Source organism: Actinomadura rugatobispora (assembly GCF_055379765.1).
Genome location: NZ_AP029191.1, coordinates 9640424 through 9661031, shown reverse-complemented (window position 1 = coordinate 9661031; position 20608 = coordinate 9640424). Strand labels below are relative to the sequence as shown.

Below are 20608 nucleotides of genomic sequence, written 5' to 3'. Positions count from 1 at the left end.
GATGAACATCGACCTCACCGACACCAGCACCCGCCGCATCCAGGACGCGCTGACCCAGGCGCGGCACCTGATGGGCGGCCCGGCCGTGGGCATGGTGCTGACCCTGATCATCGTGACCGACGAGTCGGCCCAGTACGACGCGGTGCGGGCGGCCACGGAGGCGGCCCGCGAGCACCCGTGCCGGGTGCTGACGGTCATCTCCCGCGACTCGCGGGGCAGCTCCTCCCGGCTGGACGCCGAGATCAGGATGGGCGAGACCGGGCCGGGCGAGACGGTGCTCCTGCGGATGTACGGCCCGCTGGCGCTGCACGCCGACTCGGTCGTGGTGCCGCTGCTGATGCCCGACACTCCGGTGGTGACGTGGTGGCCGGGCGGGAAGGTGCCCAAGGTGCCCAGCGACGACCCGCTGGGGGGGGCTGGCGCAGCGGCGGGTGACCGACGCGTACGCGGCCCGCGACCGGCTGGGCACGCTGGCGCGGCTGGCGAACGCCTACCGGCCCGGCGACACCGACTTCACCTGGACCCGCCTGACGTCGTGGCGGTCGCTGCTGGCCGCCTCGCTCGACCAGGACCACGAGGAGATCCTGTCCGGGGAGGTCGCGGCGGAGCCCGACAGCCCCAGCGCCGAGCTGCTGGCGGCGTGGCTGTCGCTGCGGCTGGCCGTCCCGGTGTCGCGGGTGGTCTCCGACGGGCCCGGGATCACCGGGGTGCGGCTGACCACGCGGGCCGGTGACATCGCGGTGTCGCGCCCGGACGGCCGGGTGGCGACGCTGGCGCGCCCGGGGCAGCCCGACCGGCAGGTGTCGCTGATGCGGCGGCCGCTGCCGGAGCTGCTGGCCGAGGAGCTGCGGCGACTCGACCCGGACGAGGTCTACCAGGAGGCGTCCGCCCGGTTCGCCAAGGACCTGGCGGCGTCGTCCACGGAAACGGACCAGGCGTCCCAGGTGGCCGTGGCGGTGAGCGGCGGCGACCTCGTCGAGGACACCGGCGACGACGCGGAATCCGGCGACGGCGGCGGCGCGGGCGACGGGGGACGCCGGCGGCGCGGAAGGCGCGGGCGGGCGATGACGCCGCCGGCCGTGCTGGTCCACCGCGACCAGGAGCTGCTGGCCAAGGCCGCCGCCGCGCGGCTGGTGACGCGGATCGTGGACGTGCAGGCGGCGCGCGGCAGCGCGTCGATCGTCCTGACCGGCGGCGGCGTGGGCACCGCGGTGCTGGCCGAGCTGGCCGCCAGCGGCGCCCGCGAGGCGATCGACTGGCGGCACCTGGACATCTGGTGGGGCGACGAGCGGTTCCTGCCGTCCGGCCATCCCGAGCGCAACGAGACCGGGGCGCGCGAGGCGCTGCTGGACCACGTGGACGTCGATCCGGCGCGGGTGCGCCCGATGCCCGCCTCCGACGGCCCCGGCGGCTCCGATCCCGAGGCGGCCGCCGACCGGTACGCGGCCGGGCTGCGGGCGGCGGCGCGTCCCGAGGACCACGGCCCGGTGCCGTCGTTCGACGTGCTGATGCTGGGCGTCGGGCCGGACGCGCACGTGGCGTCGCTGTTCCCGGAGATGCCCGCGCTCTACGACGAGCGGCCGGTGGTGGCGGTGCGCGGCGCGCCCAAGCCGCCGCCGACGCGGATCACGCTGACGCTGCCGTCGATCCAGGCCGCCCGCGAGGTGTGGGTGCTGGCGGCGGGCGGGTCGAAGGCCACGGCGGTGCGGATGGGCCTGTCGGGCGCCGGTCCGGTGCAGGTCCCGGTGGCGGGCGCGCGGGGACGGCAGCGCACGCTGTTCCTGCTCGACCGCCCGGCGGCGGCGCAGCTGCCCCCGGGCATCGAGCGCATCGCCTCGCCCTGAGCCGGGCGTGTCGCGTCCGGCGAGTCGCGCGGCGCTTGACGCCCTTCACCCAAATTCGCCCGGATTCTCCCTTTGCTCTCCGCATACTCTGGCGGGCGGGGGAATGCCCCCGCGGGTGGCGAGGTCGAGCGTGGAGGAGGGTCCGAGGTGCTCAAGGGTCGGACGGTCCTGGCGGGCACGGCGATCACGGGAGCGGCCGTCCTGGCCGCCGCGGGATGCTCGTCGGGAGGCGGCGGCGACGGCGGCGGGGACGCACCCGCCGCGAAGGTCGCGATCACCCCGGCGAACGGCAGCCGCGACGTGGCGCCGGACCAGCCCGTGGTCGTGAAGTCCGACCAGGGCAGGCTCGGCGCGGTCACGGTCGCGGATCCGAAGGGGCGCAGGGCGGAGGGGCGGCTCGCGGCGGACGGCCGGTCGTGGCGGACCTCGTGGGGGCTGCGGCCGGCGACGACGTACACGGTCACCGCGCAGGTCGCCGCGGACGGCGGCAAGCCGGTGACCTCGTCGTCCACGTTCACCACCCTGACGCCGGCGCAGCGGCTCGAGAGCGGCATGTCGCCGCTGGAGGGCGAGAAGGTCGGCGTGGGAATGCCGATCCAGCTGCTGCTCGGCAAGCCCGTGACCACGAAGCAGGGCAGGCAGGCGGTCGAGCGCGCCCTCGAGGTGCGCATGTCCGAGCCGGTCGAGGGCGCCTGGTACTGGATCAGCGACAAGGAGGTGGACTTCCGCCCGCGCGACTACTGGCCGGTCGGGCAGAAGGTCCAGGTCGTCGCCCGGCTGACCGGGGTCCGGGCCGGTGAGGGGCTGTGGGGCGTCAAGGACCGCACGCTGAACTTCACCGTCGGGCCGCGGCACGTCACCAGGATCGACGCCGGGAAGTACGAGGCGACGGTCACCGACGGCGGCCGTACCGTGCGGACGATGAAGGTCAGCCTCGGCAAGCCCGGCGACGACAGCTACAGCGGGGTCATGATCGCCCAGGAGAAGCAGGCGGCGATGGTCATGGACTCGTCCACGACCGGCAACCCCGGCGAGTACCGCACGCCGACCAAGTGGAACGTCCGGATGACCTACAGCGGCACGTTCATCCACTCGGCGCCGTGGTCCACCGGCTCGCAGGGCAGCGCCAACGTCAGCCACGGCTGCGTGAACGCCTCCCCCGCCGACGCCAGGTGGTTCTACGAGTTCACCAACCGCGGCGACGTCATCGAGGTCACCGGCACCACCCGGAAGCTGCGGTTCGGCAACGGCCCGACGCCCTGGGCCAAGTCGTGGCAGGACTGGGTGAAGGGCAGCGCGCTGGGGGCCCCGGTCAAGGGCGTGCCGCTCCGCTGAGCGGTGCGGACGCGACCAAAGTCGGTGCGGTCACCGACGTGCGGCGCCTCCCGGAGCGCCCCGGGCTGAGTAGCGTTGGTCCGGTGAGGTTCCGCAGGGCTCGTCAAGGGGTGCGCGACGTGTGCGTCGCGGCCGGCGCCGTCGGCATCGGGCTGCTGACGATGGAGGGCTCGCGGCAGACCTATCCCCATCCGAGCGACTTCCATCTCGCGCGGGACCTGGTGATCGGCGCGCTCGCGTGCGCGGGCCTGCTGCTGTGGCGGCGGCGCTGGCCGGTCCGCGTCGCGCTGGGCCTCACGGTCGTCGGCTTCCTCTCCGCCTCGGCGTGGGGGGCGATGGCGATGGCGCTGTTCACCGTGGCGGTGCACTCCGCGTGGCGGGCGACCGCCGCGCTCACCGCGCTCAACGTCACGCTCATCACGGTGATCTTCACCCAGGTCGACGAGATGAACCGCCGCGAGCGCGTGGAGTCGATCGTGGTGTTCCTGCTCGGCTACGCGGTCCTGGTGATCACCGGTCTGCTGGTCCGCTCGCGCCGGCAGCTGATCGAGTCGCTGCGGGAGCGGGCGCGGCAGGCCGAGGAGGGGCAGCGGCTGCGGGTCGAGGAGGCCCGGCACCTGGAGCGCGAGCGGATCGCCCGGGAGATGCACGACGTGCTGGCCCACCGGATCTCGCTGCTGGCGGTGCACGCGGGGGCGCTGGAGTTCCACGCCGACGCGCCCGCCGACCAGCGCGACGCCGCCGGGATCATCCGCCGCAGCGCGTACGAGGCCATGGAGGACCTGCGCGAGGTGATCGGCATGCTGCGCACCGCCCCGGCCGGCGACGGCGCCGCGGCCGGGCCGGGGGCCGGGGCACCGGGCGCGGCCGCCCCGGGCGGGGACGGCGAGGGCGAGCGCCCGCAGCCGGCGCTGACCGACCTGCCCGCGCTGATCGAGGAGTCGCAGCGGGCCGGGGCGCACGTCACCTTCGACGACCGGCTGCCCGACCCGGGCGCGGTGCCGTCCCGGATCGGCCGGCACGCGTACCGGATCGTGCAGGAGGCCCTGACCAACGCGCGCAAGCACGCGCCGGGCGCGCACGTGCGCGTCACGGTCGAGTCGACGGGACCGGGCGGCGCGCTGTCGATCGAGGTCGCCAACCCGCTGCCGCCCGGCCCGCCCCCTCCCCCCGGGCTGCCGGGCGCGGGCGCGGGCCTGCTGGGCCTGCGCGAACGCGTCGACATGCTGGGCGGCACACTCGACCACGGCCGCGACCCCGACGGCCATTTCCGCCTGTGCGCCCACCTCCCCTGGCCCGGCTGACGACCCGGATCCCGGCGATCGGCCGGAACGCCGAGGCGGGCCCGGCGGCGGCCGGGGGGGGCGTCGGCGGGACGGGCGCGCGGCGGGGCCCGAACTCGTAGGGTGGCGGGATGGACTCCCCCATCCGCGTCCTCATCGTGGACGACGACGCCCTCGTACGCGCGGGCCTGACCATGATGCTGGCGGGCGCCGACGATCTGCGGGTGGTCGCCGACGTCGCCGACGGGACCGAGGTGATCCCGGCGGTGAACGAGCACCGTCCCGACGTGGTGCTGATGGACATCCGGATGCCGCGGCTGGACGGGCTGGCCGCCACCGAGCGGCTGCGCGCCCGCCGCGAGCCGCCCGAGATCATCATCCTGACCACGTTCGACACCGACGACCACATCCTGCGCGCGATGCGGGCGGGGGCCAGCGGGTTCCTGCTCAAGCACACCCCGCCGCCGGACATCATCCGGGCGATCCGGCAGGTGGCGGCGGGCGAGCCGATGATCTCGCCGGCGGTGCTGCGGCGGATGATGTCGTACGTGGCGGGCACGGGCGTCGACCCGCGCCGCGAGCGGGCCCGCGGGCTGCTGGGACGGCTGAGCGAGGGCGAGCGGGCGGTGGCCACGCTGGTGGGCCGGGGCAAGACCAACAGCGAGATCGGCAAGGAGCTGTCGCTGAGCGTGGCGACGGTCAAGGCGTACGTGTCGCGGCTGCTGACCAAGCTGGAGCTCAACAACCGGGTGCAGATCGCCCTGCTGGTGCACGACGCGGGCGACGACGAGGACGCGGCCCGCTCCTAGAAGACTGCTGAAGATCTTGGGGTTCTGGCCCCGTCGCGGTTGCGGCGGGGCCAGTGTGGTGTGGTGTGGTGATGGGTGAATGGGCCGGGGAGAGGGTCGGTCCGGATGTGTGGGAGACGTGCCGGGAGCTGATCCCGGCCGGGAGCGTGTTCGCGTTCCTGGCCGAGCACCGTGGCGCGTTGTTCCCGGCGGAGATGTTCGCCGACATGTATCCCTCGGCCAACGGGCGGCCCTCGATGCCGCCGCAGATCCTTGCCGCGGCGATCCTGCTGCAGGCCCTGCACGGGCTGTCGGACTTTGAGACGGTGCAGGAGTTGCGGTGTGACCTGCGGTGGAAGGCCGCCTGCGGGCTGGGCCTTCACGACACCGCGTTCCACCCGTCGCTGCTGGCCTACTTCCGTCGCCGGCTGGCGCGTTCGGCCCGGCCGGACCGGATTTTCGAGGCCGTCCGGCAGGTCGTCCAGGCGACCGGGGTGCTCAAGGGCCGGCAGCGGCGGGCGCTGGACTCGACCGTGCTGGACGATGCGGTGGCCACCCAGGACACCGTCACCCAGCTGATCGCCGCCGTCCGGGCGGTGATCCGCGAGGTGCCGGGAGCGGCCGGGGTCGCCGCCGCCCGGTGCACCGCGCACGACTACGCCCAGGCGGGCAAGCCCCGCATCGCCTGGGACGATGAGCAGGCCCGCGCCGAGCTGGTGGACGCGCTGGTCACCGACGCGCTGCGGCTGCTGGGGCACCTGCCCGAGCAGGAACTGGGCGAACGGGCCGCGAACGCGGTCGGCATCCTGGCCCTGGTCGCCGGTCAGGACGTCGAACCGGCCGGCGGGTCCGACGGCCGCGACGGACGCTGGCGCATCACCGACGGCACCGCCCCCGACCGGGTGATCTCGGTCGTCGATCCCCAGGCCAGGCATGTCCACAAGACCCGCAGCCACCGCCAGGACGGCTTCAAGGCCCACCTGGCCGTCGAGCCCGAAACCGGCCTGTTCACCGCCGTGGCCCTGCGACCGGGCGCCGGGCCCGCCCACCATGAGGCCGTCGTCGGCCTGGACCTGCTCTCCTGCGAGGACACGCCGGTGGAGGTCTTCGGCGACACCGCCTACTCCACCGGCCAGGCCCGCCGGGCCCTCACCGCCGCCGGGCACCGGCTGTTCATCAAACCCGCCCCGCTGCGGCCCGCCATCCCCGGCGGCTTCACCCTGGACGACTTCGCCATCGACACCACCACCGGCACCGTGACCTGCCCCGCCGGGCACACCGCTCCCTTAACGGAACCCGGCGGGCGACACCACCAGCGCAAAGCCACGTTCGGAAAGCTCTGCACCGGGTGCCCCCTGCGCGAGCGGTGCACCAACGCCAAGGCCGGCCGCATCCTGACCATCCGCCCCCACCACGACCTCCAGGCCGCCGCCCGCCGCCAGGCGGCCGGCGATCCGGCCTGGCAAGCCGACTACCGCCGCTGGAGACCACCGGTCGAACGCGCCGTCGCCTGGCTCGTCCACCACGGCAACCGCCGCCTGCGCCACCGCGGCACCATCGCAGGCGACGCCTGGCTGCACACCCGGGCCGCCGCCCTCAACCTCCGCCGACTCATCAACCTCGGACTCACCCGGACCAACAGCACCTGGCATCTGTCCTCGGCCAACGCATGACCACAGAGGGGCTGTCCGGCCCACGGCCGGACAGCCCCTCTAACAAGATCTTCAGCAGTCTTCTAGTAGGACTTTGTTAGTTCGGTATCATATGGGATGATCTTGGTGTGACTCCGGCTGAGCTGGCTGAGGTTCGTGGCCGTCTTGAGGACTTCGCGGGTGAGATTTTCACGCCGTTCGCGCGTCGTGAGCAGCGCTTGAACGGCGGGCTGTATCTGCGGGGGCTGATGCTGGACGGGCGGCGTAAGTCGATGCAGCCGATGGCCGAGCGCCTGGGGGTCGATCATCAGCGGCTGCAGCAGTTCATCACGTCCTCGACGTGGGATTTCGTGGCGGTGCGGCGGAGGTTGGCGGATCGGTCGCTGCGGGTGGTGGAGCCGGAGGCGTGGCTTCTGGACGACACCGGACACCTCAAGGACGGGGACGGGTCGCCGTGTGTGGCCCGGCAGTACACCGGGACGGCGGGCAAGGTGACCAACTGCCAGATCGCGGTGAGCGTGCATGCGGTCACCGACGCCTGCTCGGCCCCGCTGAACTGGCGTTTGTTCATGCCCGAGCGGTGGGATGACACGCTGGCCGCCGATCCGCAGGAGGCGGGGCGGATCGCCGAGCGGCGCAGGCGCTGCGGCATCGGCGATCAGGTACGGCATCGTCCCAAATGGCGGCTCGTCCTGGACATGATCGACGAACTGGCCGCCTGGGGGCACATGCCGCCGCTGGTCGTCGGTGACGCCGGATACGGCGACAACACCACCTTCCGGCTGGGACTGACCGAGCGCGGCATCGGCTATGTGATGGCTGTCAAGGCCGCCACCAGCGCCTACGACGGCGACGCGGTGCCGGTCACGCCGGCCTATTGCGGACGCGGCCGCCCGCCCGGGCCACGCTACGCCGGGGATGCCTCCAACCTCCGTGACCTGGTGCTGGCCGCCGGCCGCGCGAGCCTGCGGCGGGTGACCTGGCGCCAGGGCACCAGGAAGACCGCGGCCAACCCCACCGCCAAACTGCGTTCACGCTTCACCGCGATCCGGGTACGTCCCGCCAACCGGGACATCCCCAAAGCCGCCGACGGCAGTGTGCCCGCGTGCTGGCTGCTGGCCGAGTGGCCGCCCGGTGAGCCCGAGCCCACCGACTACTGGCTTTCCACGCTGCCCGAAAACACCCCGATCAAGACCCTCGTACGCCTGGCCAAGATCCGCTGGCGGATCGAACACGACTACCGCGAACTCAAGACCGGCCTCGGCCTCACCCATTTCGAGGGCCGCTCCTGGACCGGCTGGCACCGCCACGTCACCCTGGCCTCGGCCGCACACCTCTTCCTCACCGAACTACGCCTGGCCAGCCCAAAAGCGGCCGGGGCGGCCTGAGTCTCTACAAGATTCTCAAACAGCTCCAAGTGCTGCTCGCCACCTGGAGCGGCCGATGCCCCACATGCCACCAGCACCCACCATGACGAACTAACAAAGCCCTACTAGGCTGTGTCTCAAAGTCCCGGCCTACGGCGCTCGCCTGGCGGCGCTGGTCTTATCGGCTCTCGCCTACCGGGCCTGGGCGAGCGCGGCATCGCCTCACCGCCCAGGTAACGCGCTCGCGCGGTGGGCCGGGGCTTTGGAACACAGCCGAGGCGTCCGGGCCATGCGGACCGGGCGGCATCGACTTCGGTCTGGGCGGGTTCGACCATCGGCCGACGCGGCGGGCCGGGCCCGGCGGGCAGCCTGATGGCATGATCGAAGCCGAACGTCTGAGCAAGCGCTACGGGGAGGTCGCGGCGGTCGACGCGGTGTCGTTCCGCTGCGAGCCCGGCACCGTCACCGGATTCCTGGGCCCGAACGGCGCGGGCAAGTCCACCACGATGCGGATGATCTGCGGGCTGACGCCGCCGAGCTCGGGCACCGCGACCGTCAAGGGCGTCCCCTACCGGCGGATCGCCAACCCGGGACGGCATGTCGGCGTGCTGCTGGACGCCGCCGCGATGCATCCGGGCCGTACGGGCAAGGAGACCCTGGGCCTGGCCGCGCAGGTCCTGGGGGTCGAGCAGGCGCGCGCCGTGGAGATGCTGGAACGGGTCGGGCTGCCCGCCAAGGCGGCGCGCCGCCGGGTCGGCGGGTACTCGCTGGGCATGCGGCAGCGGCTCGGCATCGCCCAGGCCCTGATCGGCGACCCGAGCGTGCTGATCCTGGACGAGCCCGCCAACGGCCTGGACCCCGAGGGCATCTTCTGGATGCGCACCCTGCTGCGCGACTTCGCCGACCGGGGCGGGACGGTGCTGCTGTCGTCCCACCTGCTGCGCGAGGTGGAGGCCGTCGCGGACCGCTTCGTGGTGATCGCGGGCGGCCGGATCGCCGCCCAGGGCGCCAAGGAGGAGCTGCTGACCGCGCCGGGCGGGGTGCTGGTGCGGGGGCTGGACGCCGCCGCGCTGCACGGCGCGCTGGCCGCCGCCGGGCTGCCGGCGCGTCCCGAGGGCGAGGGGGCCTTCGTGGTGGACGCGCCGGCGGAGGCGGTGGGCCGGGCCGCCGCCGCGGCCGGGGTCGTGCTGCTGGAGCTTCGCCAGGTCAGCGGGGGCGGGCTGGAGGAGCTGTTCCTGGCCCTGACCGCCGAGGCCGCCGCCGCCGTCCCGCCACCGCCCGCCGCGCCTATCGCACCGCCCGTGCCGCCCTCCAGGGAGGTGGTCAAGTGACCGCGACCATGACCGTGCCCCCGGCCGCGGGTCCGGGCGGCGTGCTCGCCGACCCGCCGCGCCCGTCCCTCGCCCGGCTGACGGCGGTGGAGCTGCGGAAGATGACCGACACCCGGTCGGGGCGCTGGATCCTCATCCTCATCGCGCTGTTCACCCCCGCGCTCATGCCTGTGATCATCTTCACGGTGCCGGCGGAGGACCAGACGCTGCGGGAGTTCTTCATCGCCTCGCAGGCGGCGGTGTCGATCCTGCTGCCGGTCCTGGGCATCCTGTCGGTGACCGGCGAGTGGTCGCAGCGGACCGCGCTGACCACCTTCGCGCTGGTCCCGGAACGCGGCCGCGTGGTGTCGGCCAAGCTGCTGGGGAGCGTGGTGCTGGCCGTCGCGTTCGTGGCGATCGGGCTGGCCAGCGCCCTGGCGGCGCGGGCGATCGGCGGGCTGGCGGGCCGGTCGGAGGGGGCCTGGACGCTGCCGCCCGCGCTGGTGGGCCAGGGGCTGCTGGTCTCGGTGGCCCTGGTCGTGATGGGCGTGGCGTTCGGCATGCTGCTGCTGAGCCCCGCGCTGGCCATCGTGCTGTACTTCCTGCTCCCGACGGTCTGGACGACGCTCGGCGAGATGATCAAGAAGCTGAGCGGGCCCGCGGGCTGGCTCGACACGAACCGGACCTTCGCCCCGCTCACCGAGACGGGCGTCACCTCCGGGGAGTGGGCCCGGGCCGCGGTCTCCGTGGCGGCCTGGGTGCTGCTCCCCATGGCCATCGGCCTGGTCCGGCTGCTCCGCCGGGAGGTGAAGTGAGCGGCGCGTGCCGCAGCAGGAGCGCCGCGGCGAGCCCGGCCGCCAGGAGCGGCAGCGCGGTGAGGAACAGCGTCGAGAACGCCTCGGCGAAGGCCGCGGCGACGCCGTCCCGGACGTCCGGCGGCAGGGTCCGCAGGTACCCGGGCCGCAGCGCGTCGTCGTAGGCGGGGACCGCGCCCGCGGGGACGCGCCGGGCGGCCTCCTCGGCGAACCGGCTCGCCAGGACGCCGCCGAAGACGGCCATCCCCGCGGCGGTCCCCGCCATCCGCGCCGCGAAGACGCCCGAGCTCGCGGCGCCCACGTCGCGGCGGGGCGCCGCGTTCTGCGCGACGAGCATGACGACCTGCTGCGAGAGACCGGCACCGAAGCCCAGCACCGCCATGAAGAGCCCGGCGGTGACGGGGCCGGTGCCGGTCGTCATCGTCGCCAGCAGCGCCACGCCCGCGGCGCTGACCGCCATGCTCGCGGCGGGCAGCCGGTGGTAGCGGCCGGTCGCCGCGACGTACCGCCCGGCGCCCATGGACGCGATCAGCAGCCCGATCATCATCGGCAGCAGGAGGAGCCCGGAGGAGGTGGCGCCCGCTCCCCCGACCGCCTGGAAGTAGAGCGGCAGGTAGGTGGCCAGCCCGAAGCCGGTGGCGCCGCCGACGACGGCCACCGCGCAGGCCACGCTGTAGGAGCGGTCGCGGAAGAGGCGCGGCGGGATGACGGGCTCGGCGGCGCGCCGTTCGGCCAGGACCCACAGCACCGGAAGCACGGCGCTGGCGGCCGCGAGCCAGAGGATCACCGGGTCGGTCCAGCCGTACCGCGTCCCGGCCCAGCTGGTGAGCAGCGTGAAGCAGGTGACGGCGGCGCCGAGCAGGACGATGCCGGGGTAGTCGACGCGGGGCCTGCGCTCCGGCTCGGGCGTCCGCAGGAACAGCAGCGTCGTGACCAGGGCCGCCGCGCCGAGCGGCAGGTTGACGTAGAACACCCAGCGCCAGGAGGCGTGGTCGGTGAGGAACCCGCCGACCAGCGGCCCGGCCAGGGTCGCGACGGCGAAGTTGACGGCGGAGTAGCCCTGGTACCGGGCGCGCTCGCGCGGCTCGAACAGGTCGGCGGTCAGCGCGAACATCGTGGCCATCAGGCAGCCCGCCCCGGCGCCCTGCACCGCCCGGAACGCGATCAGCCAGTCCATCGAGGGCGCCGCGCCGCAGGCCGCCGACCCGGCGAGGAAGCCCAGCAGGCCGGTGACGAAGATCCGGCGGCGGCCGAACAGGTCGCCGAGCCGCCCCGACAGCGGGACGGTCACGCTGGTGGCCAGGACGTAGGCGGTGGACACCCACGCGATCCGGTCGAGCCCGCCCAGCTCGCCGACGATGGTGGGCAGCGCCGTGCCGAGGACGGTGGCGTCCAGCGACGACATCAGCGCGGCCAGCATGAGCCCGGCGAACACCAGCAGCCGGTCCCGCCGCCCCATCCCGGTGGAAGTCATGTGCACCTCGCATTTGATTGACTTAAGCATATAGATGCTAGAAGCACATAGATGAGCCGCGCAACCGTCCCGCTAGGCTGATCCCATGACGCAGGGCGAGGAGGCGCTGGACGCCGTCGAACGGAGCATGGTCAGGCTGCGCCGCGGCATGGCCGGGCAGCGGCTGGGCAGGGCCGCGATCCGGGAGCACAACCTCCCCGTCGACCTGCAGATCCTGCATGTCACCGACGTGATCGACGAGGGCCCCGACGGGCCCGGCGAGGAGATGAGCGTCGGCCTGGTCGCCGCCCGCCTGGGCGTGGACGCCTCGCGCGGCAGCAGGATCGTGGCCGAGGCCGTCAAGTCCGGCTACGTCCGCCGGGTCGCCTCGCAGGAGGACGGCCGCCGCGTCCATCTGGAACTCACCGACGCCGGCCGCGAGATCGTCGAGGCGGCCCGCCGCACCCGCCGCGACAGCCTCGCCGCCGCCATGGACGACTGGACCGAGGAGGAACGCCGCGAGTTCGCCCGCCTCCTGTCCCGCTTCGTCAAGTCCAACGACACCTGAGCCGCCTCCGTCCACCGCGACTCGGCCGCCCGCCACCGCCACCGCGCCCGTCCGTCGCTCCCAGCGGGTCGGCCACGCCCGAGACACCAGGCCGCGTCGTCAGCAGCAGGGCAGCGCCGCCATGGGCATGAGGGTGGTGGCGCCGCCGGGGCGTGCGGCAAAGCCGGATATCCGATGCGTTCGGGGCGGCTGGTGCGTCGGAGGTGACAGAGGCGCAAGCACACCAATTGTGGCATTCCAGTGGCGAACGGTCAGCAGGCCCAGGACAATGCCCCGCATGTCTCGTACAGATGATCGTTTCGCGACGCGACCGCGCGTCCTCCGCCCCGAGACGACGGTCGAGCATGTCGACGAGTTCGCCAAGGGCCTCCGGTGGCCGATGGTCAGCGTGACCGAGCGGGACCGCGAGGCCGGCACCGATGGCGAGGTCGTCTGGCAGGCCGACGGTCACCCGGTCGGGAAACAGGTGCTGAAGACCGGGTCGCTCCACTACGTGGTGGACGCGATGTTCGGCATCGGCTACATCCGTTTCACCGGCACGCCGAAGGGGCTCGTCGAGACCCTGGCGTCCACCGCCGTTCAGACCCTCCGCCCCTGGACGGTGGAGGAGCTGTGCCAGTCGTTCGACCAGGCCCAGGACCCGCGTGCGCGCGGGCAGGCGGCGCTGCGCCTCGGGCTGGCCGCCCCCGCCAAACTCGACCAGCAGGTGTTCAGGCGGATCGGGGCGGCGCTGGCCGACGGCGACGCGCGCGTGCGGTACGCCTCGGTCTTCGCCGCGTCCTTCTCCCGCTACGAGGCGTTCCAGCCGAACCTGCGCGCCATCGCCGACCAGGACCCCGAGGAGTTCCTGCGCGACCGGGCCGCGGCGACGCTGCGCTCCATGGACGGCGTTAAGGTCTAGGGGTGATCACGGAGATCCGCGCCGCGCTGGCCCGGCACCTGCCTCATCGAGACTTCCGTTCCATCGCCCCCCTGGGCGAGGGCCTGGACAACCTGGCGTTCGAGGTGGACGGTGAGCTCATCGTCCGGATCTCCAGGGACGCCGACGAGGGCGAGCCGCGCCGCGAGGCGGAGACGCTGGCGGCGGTGAGCCGCATGTCACCCCTGCCGGTGCCGGTCCCGGTGTTCGCCGACGACGAGTCGGGCGTCCTCGCCTACGCCAAGGTCCCCGGGGTGCCGCTGCTAGGCCGTCCCGTCGGCGAGCCCGAGCCGCTTGCCACGGCCCTGGGCGGGTTCCTCAACGCATTGCACACGGCGGACACGGCCGGCATGGAACGCCTCGTGCCGCACGACACCGACCCCCCGGCGGCGTGGCTGGAGGACGCCGAGGCGGCCTACGGCGAAGCCGCCGACAACATCCCCGGGGACTTCCGCCCCGCGATCGAGGCGTTCCTGGCCGCGCCTCCCCCGGCGGAGCCCGAAACCCGGGTCTTCTGCCACAACGACCTGGGCGCGGAGCACATCCTCGTGGACGTCCAGACCGGCGCGGTCACGGGCGTCATCGACTGGACCGACGCGGCCATCGCCGACCCCATGCACGACCTGGCCCGTCTCTACAGGGACCTGGGGCCCGAGGTCTTCGACCTCGTCCTCGCCCACTACGACGGGCCCTGCGACCGCGATCGGGTCCTCTACTACGCGCGTTGCGCCGTCCTGGAGGACATCGCCTACGGGCTCACCGAACAGGACCGGCGTCTCTACGCGGACGAAGGCCTGGCCCATCTCCCCTGGATGTTCGCCGCGCAGGAGTGACCCGTGCGGTTCGGCGTGCTGGGCGCGGTGGAGGCGCGGTCGGCCGGGGGCGCTCCGGTACCGCTCGGCGGGGCCCGCGCCCGCTCGCTGCTGGCGATGCTGATCCTGGACGCGGGCAGGCCGGTGGGCCTGCGGCAGCTCGTCGACGGCCTGTACGGGCCGCATCCGCCGGGCGATCCGGGGCATGCCCTGGAGTCCCAGGTGTCCCGGTTGCGGCGGCGGCTGCGGGCCGGGGGCGCGGCGGGCCCGCTCATCGAGTTCGAGCCGGCCGGGTACCGGCTGGCCGTCGATCCCGGCGAGGTGGACCTCCACCGGTTCGGGCGGCTGGCGGCGGACGGGCGGCGCGCGCTGGCGTCGGGCGACCATGCCGGGGCCGTGCGGCTGCTGGGCGGGGCCCTGGACCTGTGGCGGGGACCGGCGCTCGCCGACGTGCGGGACGCGCCGTTCGCCGAGGCCGAGGCCGCGCGCCTGGAGGGCCTGCGGGCGGCGGCCGTCGAGGACCTCACCGAGGCGCGGCTCGCGCGGGGCGAGCACCGGGCGCTGGCCGCCGAGTTGCCCCGGGTGGTGGCGGCGCATCCGCTGCGGGAACGGCCGCGCGCGCAGCTGATGCGCGCGCTCGACGGGATCGGGCGCCGGGCCGAGGCCCTCCGGGTGTTCGAGGACGCGCGGCGCACCCTGGCCGAGGAACTCGGCGTCGACCCCTCCCCCGAGCTCGCGAGCGCGCACCTCGCGATCCTGGACGCCGGGCGCGTCCTGGCCGAGGCGTCCCCGGCGGGCCTTCCGGCGCAGCTCACCGGCTTCGTGGGACGCGCCGCCGATCTCGAACGGGTCGCGGCGCTGCTGGGTGGCGAGCGCCTGGTCACCCTCACCGGGCCCGGCGGGGTCGGCAAGACGCGGCTGGCGATCGAGGCCGCCGGGCGGGAACCGGGCGAGGTGTGCTTCGCCGAGCTGGCCGACGTGCCCGGCGCCGGTGCCGTGCCGCAGGCGGTGCTCGGCGCGCTGGGGCTGCGCGGTGCCGGGCCGGTGCCGGGACTGTCCGGCCCCCGCGACCCGGCCGACCGGCTGGCCGCCGGGCTGGCGGGGCGGCGGACGCTGCTCGTCCTGGACGGCTGCGAACGGGTCGCCGCCGCCGTGGCCCGGCTCGCCCGCCGGCTGCTGGGCGACTGCCCCGACCTGCGGATCCTGGTGACGAGCCGGGTGCGGCTGGAGGTCACCGGCGAGTGCCTGCACGCCGTGGCGCCGCTGGGCGTCCCGGCGGAGGCGGCGCCCGAGGCCGCGTCGGCTCCGGTGGTGCGGCTGTTCGCCGACCGGGCCGCCGCGGTGCGGCCGGACTTCGCCGCCGGCGGCGCCGGTCTCGGCACGGTGCTGCGGATCTGCCGGGCGCTGGACGGGCTGCCGCTGGCGATCGAGCTGGCCGCCGCCCGGCTGCGGGCGCTGACCGCGGAGGAGGTCGCCGAGCTCCTCGACGACCGGTTCGGCCTGCTGTCCCGGGGAGACCGCTCGGCGCCGCCGCGGCACCGGACGCTGCGGTCGGCGATCGAGTGGAGCTGGGACCTGCTGGACGGTCCCGAACGGGAGCTGGCCGCACGGCTGACGGTCTTCCGCGGCGGCGCGACGCTGGAGGCGGTCCGGCGGGTGTGCGGCGGGGACGTCGTGGGGACCCTCGCCGCCCTGGTCGACCACTCCATGGTCGAGGCGGGCGGCGGCCGGTACCGGATGCTGGAGACCGTCCGGGAGTTCTGCGCCGAACGGCTGACCGGCGAGGCCGGGCGGCTCGAGGCGGCGCACGCGGCGTACCATCTCGACCTCGCCGTGGACGCGGACGCGCGCCTGCGCGGCCACGGCCAGCTGGACGTGCTCGCCCGTCTGGACGCCGAGCGCGGCAACATGGACGCGGCGCTGCGGTGGGCCGTGCGCGCCGACCCCGTCCTGGGCCTGCGGCTGATCGCCGCGCTGTCCTGGCACGGGCAGCTGCGGGGACAGGCCGGCGAGCGCGCCGCGGCCGCCGCCGACCTGCTCGCGGCGGCCGGCGGCGAACCACCGCGAGGGCTCGAAGAGGAGTACGTCCTGTGCCTGGCCAACGCCGCGGCCGGGGACTCCGGCCACGACCGCGAGCTGCGAGCCCGCCTCCAAGACCTCCCGCCGGCGCCCCTGCGCCACCCCGCCCTGTCGGTGGTCCGCCTCATGGTGACCGGCCCCCGCGCCCGCCAAGGACCGTGCGACGCCGACGCGTGGTCTCGCGCCTTCACGCAACTCGACGAAGGCATGGCGCACCTCCTGGACGACGACCACCCGCGCGCGCGACGAGCCCTGGAGGCAGCCCTCGCCGGCTTCCGCACAACCGGCGACCGCTGGGGCGTCGCCACCGCCCTCGACCAACTAGCCACCCTCACCACCCCGACCTGGCCCTCTCTCACCGCACCCGGCGCCTCCCCCACCCCGAACAACGGCTCCGCTGGCACGGGCATGGCCTCCACCGGGTCGTTCGGAGCCTCTGACAGCCCGGACGGAAGCTCCGTCGGACTGGGCGGGCCCGTCGGGCTGGGCATGGCGGGCGGTCTGCTTGGGGAGGCGCTTGAGCTGGTGGGGCGGCTTGGGGCGGTGGAGGACGTTACGCGGTTGCTGGTGCGGGATGCCGACCGGCTCGTGGCGGCCGGGCGCCTTGTCGATGCCTGGGACGGGTATGAGCGGGCGGCTGCGCATGCGCGGCGGGCGGGGATGCCTGAGGCGCAGGCGGGGGCGCAGCGCGGGCTGGGCGACATCGCGCGGCTGCGCGGCGACCATGACACAGCCCGCGCTCTGTACGAGGAGGCCCTGCTCGGCTGCGGGCGTGACTCGTTGAGCGCCGCGATCACGCGTTGCCGGGTTCTGCTCGGGCTCGGCCTGCTCGCGGAGGAGGCGGGGGATGCGGCGCTGGCACGTGCCCACTACGGGCGGGCCCGCCGCGTTGCCCTGGAGCATCGTGTGCGGCCCGCCGCCGAAGCGGCGCGGGACGGTGAGCGATCGGTGAGCGGGGTGTCGGAGGGTCGACCCCGTTAGATCGATCCTCAGGAGGCCGCGATGGATATGAACGGAAGGACGGCGCTGGTGACCGGCGCCTCGCGCGGTATGGGACGGGCCATCGCCCGGCGGCTGGCCGCCGACGGGGCACTGGTCGCCGTGCACTACGGCCGCGACGGCGACGCCGCGCGCGACACGGTGTCCGCGATCGAGAAGGCGGGCGGGGAGGCGTTCGCCGTGCGGGCCGAGTTCGGCGTGGACGGTGACGTGGACACGCTGCTCGCCGGATTGACCGAGGGGCTGCGCGGGCGGGCGCTGGACGTCCTGGTCAACAATGCGGCGTGCGGCGATCTGGACACCCTGTTCGCCGGCTCGGTGGAGCGGCTCACGCCCCGGCAGTTCGACGAGGTCTTCGCCGTCAACGTGAAGGCGCCGCTGTTCCTCGTCCAGGCGGTGCTGCCGCTGCTGCGCGACGGCGGACGCGTGATCAACATCTCGTCCGCCGCCGCGCGGATCGCCGTGCCGTCCCAGATCGCCTACGCGATGAGCAAGGGCGCCCTGGAGGTCATGAGCCGCACCCTGGCCGGCGCGCTGGGGCCCCGCGGCATCACGGTCAACACGGTGCGGCCGGGCGCCACCGACACCGGGATCAACGGGTTCCTGGACGACCCCGCGGTCAGGGCCGGGATGTCCGCGGCCACCGCTCTCGGCAGGATCGGACGCCCTGCCGACATCGCCGACGCCGTGGCGTTCCTGGCGTCCGACGAGGCCCGCTGGATCACCGGCGGCGTGATCGAGGCGAACGGCGGCCTCTGGCTGGGCCCCCAGGAGCAGCCTCCTGGGTGAGGGCCCCGCCTTCAGCCCTTCCGGAAGTGCTCGACGAGGCGGGAGTAGCTGTCGTCGGCGTGCCCGTCGGCGACCGCGGCGGCCACCAGATCGAGGGTGCGGCGGGGGAACGCGGTGTCGATCCCCCGCTCCCCGCTCTCCCGGACCAGGTCCTCCAGGGACGGCAGGTGGTGCTTCAGCGCGCCGAACTCCACCGCGTGCTCGCTCCGGTCGACCTCCTCGGCGATCGACGGCAGGAACGACACCAGGGCGGACATCGACGGGCGGGCCTGCTCCAGGAACCGCCCGGTCTCGACGCCCGCGCTCTCCAGCAGCGCGGCGGCGTGCAGGAAGCCGTTCAGCATGCCCCACATGGTGCCGTGCACGGCCATCCCGTACAGCGCGGGGACGCCCGGGTCGTCGCCGATCAGGGTGCCCCGCCCGCCCAGGAGGTCCAGCTGCGGGTGGTGCCGGTCGTACACGGACCGGTCGCCGCCGTAGAAGACGACCGCCTCGGCATGCCCGATGCCGGGCGCGATCGTCATGATCTGGCCGTGCAGGTAGCCGATGCCGTGGCCGGCCGCCCAGTCGGCGACGGCCCTGGCCTCCGCCGACGTCCCGTCGGTGAGGTTGAGCACCGAGCGCCCGGCCAGCGCCTCGCCGCCCGCCGACTCCAGCAGGTCGCGGGCGGTGGGGTTGCCCTTCACGCTGACGACGACGAGCTCCCCCGCGCGGACGGCCTCGCGGACGGTCGCCGCCCGCTGGGCTCCCCTGGCGACCAGGGCGTCGCCCTTCTCCGGCGTGCGGTTCCACACGGTCACCGGATGCCCGGCGTCCAGGAACGCGCCCGCCAGGGCGAAGCCCATCTCGCCCAGACCGAGCACGGTCACGGCCGCGGCTTCTCCAGTGGAGATGGTCATGTCTCACCCCCCTCATCGGACCGGCACACCTTGCCGGTTCATGGGAACGCTAGAAACTCGACCGAACTTGAGGTCAAGCCACGATGGCCACCAGTCCTGCCAGCAGGGACGCGGCGTTGGCGGCGAGCGCGGCGTGCAGGCACGCCCGCCCCGGCCTCCGCAGCAGCGCCCCCAGCAGCGCGGCCTCGGCGAGCCAGGCGGCGATCTCGACAGGGAGCAGCGCGATCTCGTACCCTCCCCTGGACCGCGCCGCCGCGCCCAGCGCCCACCACACGAGGGGGTGGGTGACGAGGTTGACCGCGACCGCCGCCGCGAGCACCGGCAGGAGCCGTGCCCGCAGCAGGACCCGCAGCGCGACGGCGTAGACCGGCAGTTCGACGGCGAGGGTCAGGGCGAGCGCGGCCGGATAGCCGGTCACGGGACGAGGGGGACGGCCATCGCGACCGAGGCGCTGCCCGCAGGGCGGCCGCGGCCCGTCGGCGCAGGGGCGGCGGCGCCGCGCACGCTCGTCGTGATCTTCTGCGTCGTGGTCACCGCCGCGCTCGTGGCGGCGCTGCGGCTGCCCGCCACGGTGACGGTCGTCGGCCTGGCCATGTTCGGCATTCTCCACAACGTGCTGGAACTGCGGTACGTGTCGGGCCGTTTCGACGCGATCCTCACCGGGCGCTTCCTCGCTCTCCTGCTGGCGCTCGTCACGGGCATCGTGCTGTGCCGCCTCCTGCCCATGTTCTGGTGGTCGCGGGGCGCCGAGATCCTGCTGGGCTATCTCGTCCTGGCCGCGGCCTGCGGATGGGGCCTGCGCCGCCGCCCGCTGCTGCTGGGAGCGGCCCTCACGGCCCTGGGTCTCGCGACCGCGGGCTCACTGGCGTTCCCCGCCTACCATTTCGTCTTCCTCTCCCACCTGCACAACGTGGTGCCGCTGTTCTTCCTCTGGGAGTGGGCCCGCGATCTGCGGACCGGGCGCACGGCGTTCCGCGTGACGCAGGCCGCGTGGGTCCTGGTGATTCCGGCGCTGATCCTGGCGGGGGCGTTCGACCCGTGGCTGGGCGGCGACCAGGACGGCGCGGCGGCGGCGTTCGCGGGCGGCGGCGACCGCCTGCTGGCCGCCTACACCCCGCCCGCCTGGCTCGACACCGCCTTCGCCCTGCGCCTGCTCGTCGTCTTCGCGTTCCTGCAGACGATGCACTACGTCGTCTGGGTGTGGTTCATGCCGCGGCACGGCCGTCCCGCCACGGAGCGCTTCGAGCGGCGCGCCTCGGCCCTGCGGGGGCACCGGGCCTGGCTCCTGGGCATCGCGGGAACGGCCTTGCTGGCGGTTCTCTTCGTATCGGACTATGCGGGTGGTAAGACCCTGTACGGTGCCATCGCGAGTTATCACGCGTACCTGGAGTTCCCCGTCCTGCTCGCCCTGCTGGCGGGCGCGGGCTCCGTCACCGGGGCCGACGGGGCCGTGGAGAGAGAAGAGACATGATCGGACTCCTGGCGGACGTTCCACGCGAGGAAGAGGCTCCCGAGTGGCTCTTCTACGTCGCCGGCGTCGTGGCCGTCGTCGCCCTCGTCGTCGCCGTCGTCTTCATCATCCGCAACCGGCGCCGCTGAGGGTCGCCGCGCGTGGATGAACGGCCGGAACGGGGGTGCCCCCCAGCTCACCCGTTCCGGCCGTTCCGCTCCCACCCCATGCGGTTCCCAGCAGGAT

The 20608-nt window shown here is 74.3% G+C and carries 18 protein-coding genes and 1 pseudogene; 16 read left to right on the top strand and 3 right to left on the bottom strand.

What is annotated here, in order from left to right; translation table 11 throughout:
* Window position 1 precedes the first annotated feature (1 nt).
* From ACZ466_RS43475 to ACZ466_RS43435, 9 genes and pseudogenes are all read left to right on the top strand, one after another.
* A pseudogene (locus tag ACZ466_RS43475) lies at window positions 2-918 on the top strand (glucose-6-phosphate dehydrogenase assembly protein OpcA); the annotation flags it as partial.
* Window positions 919-1064: 146 nt separating this feature from the next.
* Window positions 1065-1844: a 6-phosphogluconolactonase gene (pgl, locus tag ACZ466_RS43470; RefSeq protein WP_378289055.1), complete on the top strand. Its 780-nt coding sequence runs from the start codon at window positions 1065-1067 to the stop codon at window positions 1842-1844.
* Between the two features lie 147 nt (window positions 1845-1991).
* Window positions 1992-3179: a L,D-transpeptidase gene (locus tag ACZ466_RS43465; RefSeq protein ID WP_378289053.1), complete on the top strand. Its 1188-nt coding sequence runs from the start codon at window positions 1992-1994 to the stop codon at window positions 3177-3179.
* Between the two features lie 83 nt (window positions 3180-3262).
* Window positions 3263-4483 (top strand): sensor histidine kinase, encoded by a 1221-nt coding sequence (locus ACZ466_RS43460; protein ID WP_464041917.1) that lies wholly within the window; start codon window positions 3263-3265, stop codon window positions 4481-4483.
* 110 nt (window positions 4484-4593) lie between these two features.
* Window positions 4594-5271, top strand: a complete 678-nt coding sequence (locus tag ACZ466_RS43455; RefSeq protein ID WP_378289048.1) for a response regulator transcription factor — start codon at window positions 4594-4596, stop codon at window positions 5269-5271.
* A gap of 68 nt (window positions 5272-5339) precedes the next feature.
* Window positions 5340-6923, top strand: a complete 1584-nt coding sequence (locus ACZ466_RS43450; RefSeq protein ID WP_378293548.1) for an IS1182 family transposase — start codon at window positions 5340-5342, stop codon at window positions 6921-6923.
* 107 nt (window positions 6924-7030) lie between these two features.
* The gene (locus ACZ466_RS43445; protein ID WP_378293577.1) at window positions 7031-8290 is read left to right on the top strand and encodes an IS701 family transposase; all 1260 of its coding nucleotides are present in this window, start codon (window positions 7031-7033) and stop codon (window positions 8288-8290) included.
* A 356-nt stretch (window positions 8291-8646) separates the two neighbouring features.
* The gene (locus ACZ466_RS43440; RefSeq protein WP_378290794.1) at window positions 8647-9600 is read left to right on the top strand and encodes an ABC transporter ATP-binding protein; all 954 of its coding nucleotides are present in this window, start codon (window positions 8647-8649) and stop codon (window positions 9598-9600) included.
* Window positions 9597-10394 carry an ABC transporter permease gene (locus ACZ466_RS43435; protein ID WP_378290792.1) on the top strand — a complete coding sequence of 266 codons (798 nt, stop codon included), beginning with the start codon at window positions 9597-9599 and terminating at the stop codon, window positions 10392-10394. The genes ACZ466_RS43440 and ACZ466_RS43435 overlap by 4 nt, the downstream gene beginning before the upstream one ends.
* Here ACZ466_RS43435 and ACZ466_RS43430 read toward each other — a convergent pair.
* Window positions 10291-11868, bottom strand: coding sequence for an MDR family MFS transporter (locus tag ACZ466_RS43430; protein WP_378290790.1), 1578 nt, complete (start codon window positions 11866-11868; stop codon window positions 10291-10293). The genes ACZ466_RS43435 and ACZ466_RS43430 overlap by 104 nt on opposite strands.
* A gap of 85 nt (window positions 11869-11953) precedes the next feature.
* On the opposite strand from ACZ466_RS43430, the gene ACZ466_RS43425 reads away from it, so the two are divergent.
* From ACZ466_RS43425 to ACZ466_RS43405, 5 genes are all read left to right on the top strand, one after another.
* Entirely contained in the window at window positions 11954-12415 is a 462-nt protein-coding gene (locus ACZ466_RS43425; RefSeq protein WP_378290788.1) for a MarR family winged helix-turn-helix transcriptional regulator, read from the top strand.
* A gap of 277 nt (window positions 12416-12692) precedes the next feature.
* Window positions 12693-13316 carry a HEAT repeat domain-containing protein gene (locus ACZ466_RS43420; protein ID WP_378290786.1) on the top strand — a complete coding sequence of 208 codons (624 nt, stop codon included), beginning with the start codon at window positions 12693-12695 and terminating at the stop codon, window positions 13314-13316.
* Between the two features lie 2 nt (window positions 13317-13318).
* The gene (locus ACZ466_RS43415; protein WP_378290784.1) at window positions 13319-14167 is read left to right on the top strand and encodes a phosphotransferase family protein; all 849 of its coding nucleotides are present in this window, start codon (window positions 13319-13321) and stop codon (window positions 14165-14167) included.
* A 3-nt stretch (window positions 14168-14170) separates the two neighbouring features.
* A complete protein-coding gene (locus tag ACZ466_RS43410) occupies window positions 14171-17206 on the top strand; it encodes an ATP-binding protein (protein ID WP_378290782.1) in 3036 nt (1011 codons plus the stop codon).
* A 21-nt stretch (window positions 17207-17227) separates the two neighbouring features.
* On the top strand, window positions 17228-18013 hold the full coding sequence (locus ACZ466_RS43405; protein ID WP_378290780.1) for an SDR family NAD(P)-dependent oxidoreductase: 786 nt from the start codon (window positions 17228-17230) through the stop codon (window positions 18011-18013).
* A gap of 11 nt (window positions 18014-18024) precedes the next feature.
* Here the strand turns inward: ACZ466_RS43405 and ACZ466_RS43400 are convergent, their stop codons facing one another.
* Window positions 18025-18912, bottom strand: a complete 888-nt coding sequence (locus ACZ466_RS43400) for an NAD(P)-dependent oxidoreductase (RefSeq protein ID WP_378290777.1) — start codon at window positions 18910-18912, stop codon at window positions 18025-18027.
* 73 nt (window positions 18913-18985) lie between these two features.
* Window positions 18986-19330: a hypothetical protein gene (locus tag ACZ466_RS43395; protein ID WP_378290775.1), complete on the bottom strand. Its 345-nt coding sequence runs from the start codon at window positions 19328-19330 to the stop codon at window positions 18986-18988.
* Window positions 19331-19438: 108 nt separating this feature from the next.
* On the opposite strand from ACZ466_RS43395, the gene ACZ466_RS43390 reads away from it, so the two are divergent.
* Entirely contained in the window at window positions 19439-20383 is a 945-nt protein-coding gene (locus tag ACZ466_RS43390) for a hypothetical protein (RefSeq protein WP_378290773.1), read from the top strand.
* Window positions 20380-20511 carry a hypothetical protein gene (locus tag ACZ466_RS43385; RefSeq protein ID WP_378290771.1) on the top strand — a complete coding sequence of 44 codons (132 nt, stop codon included), beginning with the start codon at window positions 20380-20382 and terminating at the stop codon, window positions 20509-20511. Before ACZ466_RS43390 ends, ACZ466_RS43385 begins: the two co-directional genes overlap by 4 nt.
* Window positions 20512-20608 lie beyond the last annotated feature (97 nt).